Source organism: Burkholderia sp. L-4 (genome assembly GCF_056856535.1).
The window spans coordinates 1,586,454-1,598,147 of record NZ_JBXEOX010000001.1 but is presented as its reverse complement, the minus strand read 5'-3'; the positions used below and the strand labels follow the sequence as shown (position 1 = coordinate 1,598,147).

Genomic DNA, 11,694 nt, shown 5'->3' with positions numbered 1-11,694 from the left:
ACTTCTTTGACGCAACAACGATTGAAAACGCGCCGATCCCCATCAGAGCGCGCCCGTCACCTCAACTCGCTCAGCTCACATGGAAACCAGCCTCGACACGGGAACCGCCGGCGCAGCCGCCGCCCAGCCGTCCGCCCCGCCCGCGCCGCGCACCGTCTACCCGGTGCTCGGCGCGATCAGCTTCTCGCACATGCTCAACGACATGATCCAGTCGTTGATCCTCGCGATCTATCCGATGCTCAAGAGCCAGTTCGCGCTGTCGTTCGCGCAGATCGGCCTGATCACGCTCACCTACCAGATCACCGCGTCGCTGCTGCAGCCGCTCGTCGGCCTCTATACCGACAAGCGTCCGAAACCGTATTCGTTGCCGGTCGGCATGGGCTTCACGCTCGCCGGGCTGCTGCTGATGTCGGTCGCATCGAGTTTCCCGATGCTGCTGGTGGCCGCGGCGCTGGTCGGCTGCGGCTCGTCGGTGTTCCATCCGGAGTCGTCGCGGGTCGCGCGGATGGCGTCGGGCGGCCAGCACGGGCTCGCGCAGTCGGTGTTCCAGGTCGGCGGCAACGCGGGCTCGGCGCTCGGGCCGCTGCTCGCCGCGCTCGTGATCATCCCGCACGGCCAGCACAGCATCGCGTGGTTCTCGGCCGCCGCGCTCGTCGCGATGATCGTGCTCACGCAGATCGGCCACTGGTACAAGAAGCATCCGTCGATGAAGAAGAAGGCCGTGTCGGCCGGCCATCCGACGCTGTCGCGCGGCCGCGTGATGGGTGCGATCGGCGTGCTGGTGCTGCTCGTGTTCTCGAAGTACTTCTACCTCGCGAGCATCAACAGCTATTTCACGTTCTACCTGATCGACAAGTTCCACCTGTCGGTGCAGGCCGCGCAGATCCACCTGTTCGTGTTCCTCGCGGCCGTGGCGGCCGGCACGCTGATCGGCGGGCCCGTCGGCGACCGGATCGGCCGCAAGTACGTGATCTGGGTATCGATCCTCGGCGTCGCGCCGTTCACGATGCTGCTGCCGTACGCGAACCTGTTCTGGACGAGCGTGCTGACCGTGATCATCGGCGTCGTGCTGGCGTCGGCGTTCGCCGCGATCCTCGTCTACGCGACCGAACTGATGCCCGGCAAGGTCGGCATGGTCGCGGGCCTGTTCTTCGGCTTCGCGTTCGGCCTCGGCGGCGTCGGCGCGGCGGTGCTCGGCCAGCTCGCCGACGCGACGAGCATCCCGTTCGTCTACAAGGTGTGCTCGTTCCTGCCGCTGATCGGCGTGCTGACGGTGTTCCTGCCGAATCTCGAAAGCAGCCAGCGCAAGCAGGCGTGACGCGCCGGCCGCGGAGTGCGCGCCGCGGCCGGTCAACCGGTTCGAAGGGGCAATACGACGGCGGCTTCAGGCCGCCGTCGTCGCGTGCAGCGTCAGGAAACGCTTGAGGATGCCGGACGAATAGCTGCTCGCGATCGCCGACAGGAAGTGCGAGAACGACTGCGTCGCGTGATCGTCGGCCGTGTCAGAGATCGTGCGCACGAGCGCGAACGGCACGTCGTGTTCCGCGCACACCTGCGCGATCGCGGCGCCTTCCATTTCGACCGCGAGCGCGTCCGGCAACGCGTCGCGCAACGCGACGACCTCGCGCTCGCTCGACACGAAGCGGTCGCCGCTGATGACGAGCCCCGCGTGCAGCGCCGCGCCGGCGAGCCCGAAGCGCTCGGCGAACCGCGCGCCCTCGTCCGCGACGAACAGCGTGCAGGCGTCGCGCAGGCGCGCCGTCAGCGCCGCGTCGGTCGCGAAGCGCGTGATGCCGAGCAGCGGCACCTCGTAACGCGGAAAGAGCGGCGACGCGTCGAGATCGTGCTGCAGCAACGTATCGGCCACGACAACGTCGCCGACCCGCACCGTGCGCGACACGCCGCCCGCGACGCCGGTGAACACGACGCCCGACACGCCGAACACGTGGATCAGCGCGCTGACCGTCGCGGCGGCCGCGACCTTGCCGACCCGCGCGAGCGTGACGACGCAGGCCGCGCCGTGCACGGTGCCGACGTGATAGTCGCGGCGCCCGAGCGTGACCGTCTTCATCGCGCCCTCGGCGCGCATCGCGGCGATCAGGTCGCCGAGCTCCTCGGGCAGCGCGGCGAGAATGCCGAGCGGGCGAGCCGAAGGCGTGAACGCTCCGTCGACGCCCATCATTCCACCACCTGCAGTTTCGCGACCGCGAGCGCGAGCCATTTCTCGCCATGCCGCTTGAACTTCACCTGCGCCTTCGCGTCGGTGCCGTTGCCTTCGAGCGCGGTGACGGTGCCTTCGCCGAACTTGGTATGGAACACCTGCTGGCCGACCCGGAAACCGGTGTCGGCCGCGCGCTGCTTGTTCGCGAACGCGGGCAGCGGCGCGGATACGGCCGCGTCGACGATCTGCTCGCGGCTGCCGCCGCCCGGCCGCGCGAACCAGTCGCGCCCGTACCCGGCGTTGTCCGAACGCCCGCCCCAGCGCGAGCCGGCCTCGACCTTCGGCGTCAACCACTTCAGCACGTGCTCCGGCAGTTCGTCGAAGAAGCGCGAACGCACGTTGTAGCGGGTCTGGCCATGCAGCATCCGGCTCTGCGCGAACGACAGGTAGAGGCGCTCCTTCGCGCGCGTGATCGCGACGTACATCAGCCGGCGCTCTTCCTCGAGGCCGTCGGATTCGAGCACGCTGTTCTCGTGCGGAAACAGCCCTTCCTCGAGGCCCGTGATGAACACGGCCGAGAATTCGAGCCCTTTCGCCGCGTGCACCGTCATCAGCTGCACGGCGTCCTGGCCGGCCTGCGCCTGGTTGTCGCCGGCCTCCAGCGACGCGTGCGACAGGAAGCCCGCGAGCGGCGTCATCGTGTCGGGGTTCTGCGCCGGGTCGGCGGGCGATGCGGGATCGAGCACGTCGAGCGCCGGATCGTCCGTCGCGGTGCCAAGCTCGGGCGCCGCGATCGCGCCCGCGCGCAGCGGGATCGAGCGGGCCGGCGTGTCGAGCCCGTAACCTTCCTCGGCGATGAACGCGGTGGCCGCGTTCACGAGTTCCTGCAAGTTCTCGAGGCGGTCCTGGCCTTCGCGCTCGCCCTGGTAGAAATCGGCGAGACCGCTGGCGCGCACGATGTGCTCGACGGTGTCGGGCAGGTTCATGTGCTGCGTATCGGCGCGCATCTTCGCGATCAGGTTCGCGAACCCGCCGAGGCTCGTGCCGGCCTTGCCCGTCACGTACGGAATCGCGGCGGCCATCGAGCAGCCGTACAGACGCGCGGCGTCGGCGAGCTGCTCGACCGAGCGCGCGCCGATCCCGCGGGTCGGGAAGTTCACGACGCGCGCGAACGCGGTGTCGTCGTTCGGGTTGTCGATCAGGCGCAGGTAGGCGAGCGCGTGCTTCACTTCCTGCCGCTCGAAGAAGCGCAGGCCGCCGTACACGCGGTACGGGATGCCCGACGACATCAGCGTGTGCTCGATCGAGCGCGACTGCGCGTTGCTGCGGTACAGGACGGCCACTTCGCTGCGCGCCATCCCGGTGTTGATCAGCGAGCGGATTTCCTCGACGATCCAGCCGGCTTCCTGCGAATCGGTGCTCGCCTCGTACACGCGCACGGGCTCGCCGTGGCCGGCGTCGGTACGCAGGTTCTTGCCGAGGCGGTGCGCGTTGTTCGAGATCAGCTGGTTCGCCGCGTCGAGGATGTTGCCGTGCGACCGGTAGTTCTGCTCGAGCTTGATCAGGTTGCGCACGCGGAATTCGTCTTCGAAGTCGCGCATGTTGCCGACGTTCGCGCCGCGGAACGCGTAGATCGACTGGTCGTCGTCGCCGACCGCGAAGATCGCGTTCTCGCCGCCCGCGAGCATCTTGAGCCACGCGTACTGCAGCTTGTTGGTGTCCTGGAACTCGTCGACGAGGATGTGCCGGAAGCGCGCCTGGTAGTGCGCGCGCAACGGCGCGTTGTACGCGAGCAGCTCGTAGCAGCGCAGCAGCAGCTCGGGGAAATCGACGACGCCCTCGCGCTGGCACTGCTGGTCGTACGCCTGGTACAGCTCGACGAACTTGCGGTTGAAGTTGTCGGTCGCGTCGACCTTGTCGGGGCGCAGCCCCTGCTCCTTCGCGTTGTTGATGAAGTACTGGACGTTCTTCGGCGGATACTTTTCGTCGTCGACGTTCGCGGCCTTCATCAGCCGCTTGATCGCGGACAGCTGGTCGGCCGTGTCGAGGATCTGGAACGTCTGCGGCAGGCCGGCGTCGCGCCAGTGCGTGCGCAGCATCCGGTTGCACAGGCCGTGGAACGTGCCGATCCACATCCCGCGCGTGTCGATCGGCATCATCGCCGACAGGCGCGCCATCATCTCGCGCGCGGCCTTGTTCGTGAAGGTGACGGCGAGCACGGTGGGCGGCGATGCGTAGCCCTGCTGGATCAGCCACGCGATGCGCGTGATCAGCACGCGGGTCTTGCCGCTGCCCGCCCCTGCAAGGATCAGCGCCGGTTCGTTCGGCAACGTGACGGCGGCGAGTTGTTCGGGGTTCAGATTGGCGAGCAGATCGGGCATGGAGCGGCAGCTGACGGGCAAGAAAAATGCGGACCCGACATTATAAGTCGGCCGCGCGATGCCGTTCCCGATCCGTTCGGCCGCATGTTGCGCACGCGTGGCGGGCCCGTCGCGACGGGCCCGTGCGGGCAAGGCGATGGCTGGGCGATGGGCATCCATTTATAATTGTCGGATTCGGCATCCAATTCACGCATTTTTCGGCAGATTTCCAACATGAGCGACAACACGCTTGCGAAGAGCTTCGAGCCCCATACCATCGAGTCCCAATGGGGGCCGGAGTGGGAAAAACGCGGTTATGCCGCCCCGGCATTCGATCCGTCCCGCCCCGATTTCGCGATCCAGTTGCCGCCGCCGAACGTGACGGGCACGCTGCACATGGGCCACGCGTTCAACCAGACGATCATGGACGGCCTCGCCCGCTACCACCGGATGCTCGGCGAGAACACGCTGTGGGTGCCCGGCACCGACCACGCGGGGATCGCCACGCAGATCGTCGTCGAGCGCCAGCTCGACGCGCAGGGCGTCTCGCGCCACGATCTCGGCCGCGAGCAGTTCGTCGAGCGCGTGTGGGAATGGAAGGAAAAATCCGGTTCGACGATCACGGGCCAGGTGCGCCGCCTCGGCGCGTCGACCGACTGGTCGCGCGAGTACTTCACGATGGACGACAAGATGTCGGCCGCCGTGCGCGACGTGTTCGTCACGCTCTACGAACAGGGCCTGATCTACCGCGGCAAGCGCCTCGTCAACTGGGATCCGGTGCTGCTCACCGCCGTGTCGGATCTCGAAGTCGCGAGCGAAGAGGAAAACGGCCACCTGTGGCACATCCGCTACCCGCTCGTCGACGGCTCGGGCTCGCTGACGGTCGCCACCACGCGCCCCGAGACGATGCTCGGCGACGTCGCGCTGATGGTCCATCCGGAAGACGAGCGTTATGCGCACCTGATCGGCAAGCTCGTCACGCTGCCGCTGACGGGCCGCGAGATCCCGGTGATCGCCGACGACTACGTCGACCGCGCGTTCGGCACGGGCGTCGTGAAGGTCACGCCCGCGCACGATTTCAACGACTACCAGGTCGGCCTGCGCCACCACCTCGCGCCGATCGAGATCCTGACGCTCGACGCGAAGATCAACGACAACGGCCCCGAGCAGTATCGCGGCCTCGACCGCTTCGACGCGCGCAAGGCGATCGTCGCGGACCTCGACGCGCAGGGCTTCCTCGATTCCGTGAAGCCGCACAAGCTGATGGTGCCGCGCGGCGACCGCACGGGCGTCGTGATCGAGCCGATGCTGACCGACCAGTGGTTCGTCGCGATGACGAAGCCGGCGCCGGAAGGCACGTTCAACCCGGGCAAGTCGATCACCGAAACGTCGCTTGACGTGGTGCGCAACGGCCAGATCAAGTTCGTGCCGGAAAACTGGACGACCACCTACTACCAGTGGCTCGAGAACATCCAGGACTGGTGCATCTCGCGCCAGCTGTGGTGGGGCCACCAGATTCCCGCGTGGTACGGCGAGAACGGCGAGGTGTTCGTCGCGCGCAACGAGGAAGAAGCGCGCGCGCAGGCCGCCGCGAAGGGTTATGCGGGCGCGCTGAAGCGCGACGAGGACGTGCTCGACACGTGGTTCTCGTCGGCGCTCGTGCCGTTCTCGTCGCTCGGCTGGCCGAACGAAACGCCCGAACTGCAGCACTTCCTGCCGTCGTCGGTGCTCGTCACGGGCTTCGACATCATCTTCTTCTGGGTCGCCCGGATGGTGATGATGACCACGCACTTCACCGGCAAGGTGCCGTTCCATACCGTCTACGTGCACGGCCTCGTGCGCGACGCGGAAGGCCAGAAGATGTCGAAGAGCAAGGGCAACACGCTCGACCCGATCGACATCGTCGACGGCATCGACCTCGAGACGCTGGTCGCGAAGCGCACGACGGGCCTGATGAACCCGAAGCAGGCCGCGACGATCGAGAAGAAGACCCGCAAGGAATTCCCGGACGGCATCGCCGCGTTCGGCACCGACGCGCTGCGCTTCACGATGGCGTCGATGGCCACGCTCGGCCGCAACGTGAACTTCGACCTCGCGCGCTGCGAAGGCTACCGCAACTTCTGCAACAAGCTGTGGAACGCGACGCGCTTCGTGCTGATGAACTGCGAAGGCCACGACTGCGGCACCGACAAGCCGGAAGTGTGCGGCGCGGGCGACTGCGGCCCCGGCGGCTACCTCGACTTCTCGGCGGCCGACCGCTGGATCGTGTCGCTGCTGCAGCGTACCGAGGCCGACATCGCGAAGGGTTTCGCCGATTACCGCTTCGACAACATCGCCAGCAGCATCTACAAGTTCGTGTGGGACGAGTACTGCGACTGGTATCTCGAACTCGCGAAGGTGCAGATCCAGAACGGCACGCCGGAACAGCAGCGCGCGACGCGCCGCACGCTGCTGCGCGTGCTGGAAACGGTGCTGCGCCTCGCGCACCCGGTCATCCCGTTCATCACCGAGGCGCTCTGGCAGAAGGTCGCGCCGCTCGCCGGCCGTTATCCGCAGGGCAAGGCCGAGGGCGAGGCGTCGCTGATGACGCAGGCGTATCCGCTGGCGAACCTGCAGAAGATCGACGAGGCGTCCGAGCAATGGGCGGCCGACCTGAAGGCGATCGTCGACGCCTGCCGCAACCTGCGCGGCGAGATGAACCTGTCGCCGGCGACCAAGGTGCCGCTGCTGGCTGCCGGCGACGCCGAACGCCTGCGCTCGTTCGCGCCGTACGTCCAGGCGCTCGCGCGCCTGTCGGACGTGCAGATCCTCGCGGACGAAGCGACGCTCGACAAGGAAGCGCACGGCGCCCCGATCGCGATCGTCGGCCCGAACAAGCTGGTGCTGAAGGTGGAAATCGACGTCGCGGCCGAACGCGAGCGCCTGTCGAAGGAAATCGCGCGCCTGACGGGCGAGATCGCGAAGTGCAACGCGAAGCTCGGCAACGAGGCCTTCGTCGCGAAAGCGCCGCCGGCCGTGGTCGAACAGGAGCAGAAGCGGGTCGCGGAATTCCAGAGCACGCTCGAAAAGCTGCGCGCGCAGCTCGATCGGTTGCCTGCGTAACAAACGGTAAGGTCGTTTGCGTTCACTATAATGCGAACGTGAACATAAGCCGTCTGACAAGTCGATTACAGGAATAAAGGTTCGATCATGTTGAAAGTCACCAAGGCAGTATTCCCCGTCGCCGGCCTCGGCACGCGGTTCCTGCCGGCAACGAAGGCGAGCCCGAAGGAAATGCTGCCGGTTGTCGACAAGCCGCTGATCCAGTACGCGGTGGAGGAAGCGATCGCCGCGGGCATCACCGAGATGATCTTCGTCACCGGACGCAGCAAGCGCGCGATCGAGGATCACTTCGACAAGTCGTACGAGGTCGAGGCCGAACTCGAGGCGCGCGGCAAGGAAAAGCTGCTCGAGCTCGTGCGCAGCATCAAGCCGAGCCATGTCGACTGCTTCTACGTGCGCCAGCCGGAAGCGCTCGGTCTGGGCCACGCGGTGCTGTGCGCGGAGAAGCTGGTCGCGGACAACCCGTTCGCGGTGATCCTGGCCGACGACCTGCTCGACGGCAACCCGCCGGTGATGAAGCAGATGGTCGACGTGTTCGACCACTATCACAGCTCGGTGATCGGCGTGGAAGAGATCCCGCCGTCGGAAACGAAGTCGTACGGCATCGTCGACGGCAAGGAGTGGGAAGAGTCGATCGTCAAGATGTCGGCGATCGTCGAGAAGCCGGCGCCGGAAGTCGCGCCGTCGAACCTCGGCGTGGTCGGCCGCTACATCCTGAAGCCGCGGATCTTCGAGCACCTGCGCGCGCTGAAGCCGGGCGCGGGCGGCGAACTGCAGCTCACCGACGCGATCCAGGCGTTGCTCGCCGACGAACAGGTGCTGGCCTACAAGTACCAGGGCACGCGCTACGACTGCGGCAGCAAGCTCGGCTACCTGAAGGCGACGGTCGAATTCGCGCTGCGCCACCCGGAAGTCGGCACCGAGTTCGACGCGTACCTGCGCACGCGCGGCATGCAACCGGCCGCCTGACCGCGGCAAGGGCTCGCCACGGCGAGCCCGCCCTCACCTCGCCGGCCGGCGCTCAGCGCGTGTCGGCAGGCTTCACCGAGACGACGCCCGGCATCCCGCCCGCGTCGTCTTTTTTCGTCTTGACGAGCCAGCCGCTGGCGTCGTCGAACGGCAGCTTCGCCAGCGCGCTCTTCACGAGCGCCGGCGCGGCCTGCTGCGTGCCGGGATCGCGATCGCGCAGCGCGGCCGATACACGGTACACGTCGGCCCCCGAGCGCGCGTCGACGAAACGCAGCGTGAGCACGTGGCGATACACGGTGCCCATGAACGGCAGCGCGAACGGCGCCGGCCCGTCGACCGTCACGCACGCGCTGCTCGCGGCACCGCACCGGTCGGCGATTGCCGCGACCGACGCCGGCTGCGTCGCGTACGCGATCGACAGCCGGTAGCGCGCGTCCTTGAGCGGCCGCGCATCGAAGCCGCGGCGCGCGAGTTCGTCGCGCACGAGCGTCTCGATCTGCCGGTATTCGGTGTCGCCCGCCTGCGCGGCCGTCCGCACGAAATCGTAGCCGTGCGCACCGGATGCAAACGCGTTCGGCTGCCCGACCGTACTCACGCCGCTCGTCACGCCGGCGCAACCCGTCAACAGCGACGCCGCCAGTGCGGTCGCTGCCCATTCCTTTCTCATGGCTTTCCCCAAATACCTGCCGTCGTGCCCGGCCCTGTCAGGCGGACGGCTCGTCGATCGCGGGCAGCGACACCGTCACCGCGGTGCCGACACCCACTTCGCTGTCGACCGACACGCTGCCCCCATGGCGCGTGACGACCGTCTTCACGAACGCCATGCCGAGCCCGGAACCCGAGATCTCGGGCCGCTCGCCGGCATGGAATCGCTTGAAACGCTCGAACAGATGCCGCTGATCTTCCGGCGCAATGCCGTACCCCTGATCGCGAATCGTACAGAACATCCGCTTCGATGCGTGCTCGACCGTCAGCGTACACGTGATTACGGTGTCGGACGGACTGTATTTGACCGCGTTGTTCAGCAGGTTCACGAAGGCGCGCGTGATCAGCGAGCGGTCGGCGCGCACCCAGCACATGTCGGTGCCGACCTCGGTGTCGATGCGGATGTGTTTCGCCTGCGCCTGCGGCCACACCTCGTCGCTCGCGTCGATCAGCACGTCGACGAGACTCGTCACCTCGAACTGGTACGCCTGCGACTCGGCGCGCGCCAACTGCACGAACTCGTCGGCGAGCGACAGCGCGCGGTGCGCATAACGCTCGATCCGCGCGAGCAGCCCGCGCATCGCGTCGCTCTCGACGCGGTCGCGCTCGATCTCGACGAGCGCGAGGATCGACGCCTGCGGCGAGCGCATGTCGTGCGACAGCAGGTGCAGCGCTTCCTCGCGATGCCGCTCGGCCGCGTGCAGCTCGGTCACGTCGACGAGGCCGGCGATCCAGCCCGTCACGCGGCCCTGCGCGTTCGTACAGGCCGCGTAGCGCAACAGATGGTCGAGGCCGTCGCGATCGCGCACCTCGATGCCGCGCGCCATCGCGTCATGCTCGGCCTCGAGCGTCGGGTCGAGCGCGGCCGGCCAGTGCTCGCGGATCGCCGCGTCGTGCTCGGCGTTGCCGTCGACGGTCTTCATGAAGGTCAGCTCGCCGAGCGCGGTGCGCAGCGGCCGCCCTTCCGGCAGCGGCAGCGACAACCGCGACCCGTAGCGCTTCGCCGCGTGGTTCGCGATCAGCACGGTGCCGGCGAGGTCGGTCACGAAGATCGGCTCGGGCATGCTGTCGAGGCTGTCCCACACGAAGCGCTTCATGTCCTGCACACGCTGCGCGGCCTGCGCCATCAGCGCCATCTGCCGCTCGAGCACGTCGCCGCCGACGCTGCGCGTGCGCGGCGCCTCGGGCAGCAGGTGCGGCTCGTCGGCGAGCCGCTGCAGCTCGCGGCGCAGGTACGACATCGTCATTTCCAGGCGCCGCCAGTTCCAGATCGGGTAGACGGCGATCAGCCCGAAGATCGCCGGCGCCGGCGTCAGCCAGATGCGCGCCTCGAACAGCAGCGCCAGGCTCGCGACCGCGGCAAGCGCGGCGAGACTCATCGTCAGCAACAGCGCGCGCCACGGCGACAGCATCAGGAAACCGCCGAGCAGCGCGGCGAGCGGCAGCAGCGACGCGGCGAACAACCCCACGCGCGACGCGGGCGAGATCGCACTGCCGGTCGCCAGCATGTCGAGCACGTTCGCATGGATGTACACACCGGCCAGCGGGCCGAACTCGCCGGACACGGGTGTCGCGAAGCGGTCGTACAGCCCGGACGCCGTCACGCCGACGACGACGATCTTGCCGCGCAGCGCATCGGGTTTCACGCGCCCTTCGAGCACGTCGTCGAACGACAGCGTCGGATACGCCGGCGTGTTGCGGCTGAACGGGATCAGATAGCGGCCCTCGCCGGCCGCATCGCGCGACAGGTCGTGCGCGTTCGCGCCCGGCACGCCGCCGACCGGATGCAGCCGGCCGGCCTGGATCGCGCGGTACACGGGCACCATCAGTTGCGGCCAGCGCACGCGGCCGTCGCTTTCGAACAGCGCCACGCTGCGCACGATGCCGTCGCGATCGACTTCGAGATTGATGTGACCGAGCCCCGTCGCGCGCGCCGCGAGCGCGGCGACCGGCGGATCGACGCTGCGCGTGCCGTCCGCTTGCTCCGGGCTCAGCAGCACGGGCAGGAAGGTCGGCACGCGGCTCATCGCGTCCGCGAACGCGCGATCCTCCGGCGACGGTTCGGTGAACAGCACGTCGTAGACGACGGCGGCCGGCTGCGCGCGCGCCAGCGTGTCGAGCAGCCGCGCATGCACGTTGCGCGACCACGGCCAGCGGCCGAGCGCGGACACGCTCTGGTTGTCGATGTCGACGACGACGACGTCGGGCGACAACGGCAGGCTGCGCAGCATCAGCATCCGGTCGTAGATCAGCCCGTCGACGCTCGACGACAGGCGGCCGAGCGCGCACGCGAGGATCACCGCGATCCCGAGGCAGCCGATCGCGATCCATTCGATGAGGAAGCGGCGGCCGAGGCGCCGCCGCGGGGACACGGAATCGGGTTTCATGCGCCGCGGG

Annotated in this window: 7 protein-coding genes; 3 read left to right on the top strand and 4 right to left on the bottom strand. The window is 68.0% G+C overall.

Translation table 11 applies throughout. The features are described from left to right. Positions 1-79 precede the first annotated feature (79 nt). Complete coding sequence (locus tag AC1VVG_RS07455) at positions 80-1,318, top strand: MFS transporter (protein WP_482835448.1); 1,239 nt, start codon at positions 80-82, stop codon at positions 1,316-1,318. A gap of 66 nt (positions 1,319-1,384) precedes the next feature. Here the strand turns inward: AC1VVG_RS07455 and AC1VVG_RS07450 are convergent, their stop codons facing one another. Continuing rightward, a complete protein-coding gene (locus tag AC1VVG_RS07450; protein ID WP_404823428.1) occupies positions 1,385-2,179 on the bottom strand; it encodes a 5'-methylthioadenosine/adenosylhomocysteine nucleosidase in 795 nt (264 codons plus the stop codon). Continuing rightward, entirely contained in the window at positions 2,179-4,542 is a 2,364-nt protein-coding gene (locus tag AC1VVG_RS07445; protein ID WP_482835447.1) for a UvrD-helicase domain-containing protein, read from the bottom strand. The genes AC1VVG_RS07450 and AC1VVG_RS07445 overlap by 1 nt, the downstream gene beginning before the upstream one ends. 213 nt (positions 4,543-4,755) lie before the next feature. On the opposite strand from AC1VVG_RS07445, the gene AC1VVG_RS07440 reads away from it, so the two are divergent. Both AC1VVG_RS07440 and galU read left to right on the top strand, forming a co-directional pair. Beyond that, complete coding sequence (locus AC1VVG_RS07440; protein WP_034191168.1) at positions 4,756-7,623, top strand: valine--tRNA ligase; 2,868 nt, start codon at positions 4,756-4,758, stop codon at positions 7,621-7,623. 87 nt (positions 7,624-7,710) lie between these two features. Further along, positions 7,711-8,592 (top strand): UTP--glucose-1-phosphate uridylyltransferase GalU, encoded by an 882-nt coding sequence (gene galU, locus AC1VVG_RS07435; RefSeq protein WP_034191169.1) that lies wholly within the window; start codon positions 7,711-7,713, stop codon positions 8,590-8,592. A gap of 52 nt (positions 8,593-8,644) precedes the next feature. Here galU and AC1VVG_RS07430 read toward each other — a convergent pair whose 3' ends face one another. Both AC1VVG_RS07430 and AC1VVG_RS07425 read right to left on the bottom strand, forming a co-directional pair. Beyond that, the gene (locus AC1VVG_RS07430; RefSeq protein WP_034191170.1) at positions 8,645-9,259 is read right to left on the bottom strand and encodes a DUF4136 domain-containing protein; all 615 of its coding nucleotides are present in this window, start codon (positions 9,257-9,259) and stop codon (positions 8,645-8,647) included. Positions 9,260-9,296: 37 nt separating this feature from the next. Next, positions 9,297-11,684: a CHASE2 domain-containing protein gene (locus tag AC1VVG_RS07425; protein WP_482835446.1), complete on the bottom strand. Its 2,388-nt coding sequence runs from the start codon at positions 11,682-11,684 to the stop codon at positions 9,297-9,299. Positions 11,685-11,694 lie beyond the last annotated feature (10 nt).